This window comes from Xanthovirga aplysinae (assembly GCF_009711365.1).
Taxonomy (GTDB): Bacteria; Bacteroidota; Bacteroidia; order Cytophagales; family Cyclobacteriaceae; genus Xanthovirga; species Xanthovirga aplysinae.
The window spans coordinates 1-343 of sequence record NZ_SMMB01000097.1 but is presented as its reverse complement, the minus strand read 5'-3'; the positions used below and the strand labels follow the sequence as shown (position 1 = coordinate 343).

Genomic DNA, 343 nt, shown 5'->3' with positions numbered 1-343 from the left:
TATTTAAATAGTCCATTAGTGATGAGAGCTTTATTCTTTTAGCTTAACCATTGAATAAGTACTGTTTCCCTCATTAAATTCTAACTCTAGTGTTGTTTCATTTACACTTAATACAGTAAATTCCAATGTCCCATCATCAATTATGATATGATTACCTTCTAAATACCAGGAAAAAAATTGTTCTTTGTTTTTTCCATACCATATCAAATCAAGAATATTATTTTCCCTTAAATCGAAACCAGAGGAATAATCTAGTCCAATTGAATATTCGGCTTCAAAATCTCCGTTTTCACCAAATGTCAAAAATTGACTGTTTCCATCTTGATCGATCCAGGAGCGTTCA

1 protein-coding gene is annotated in these 343 nt (G+C 30.9%); it reads right to left on the bottom strand.

Annotated elements, in window-relative coordinates:
* Nucleotides 1–30: 30 nt before the first annotated feature.
* On the bottom strand, nt 31–343 hold a 313-nt coding region (locus E1171_RS23095; protein ID WP_187696085.1), incomplete at its 5' end, for a hypothetical protein.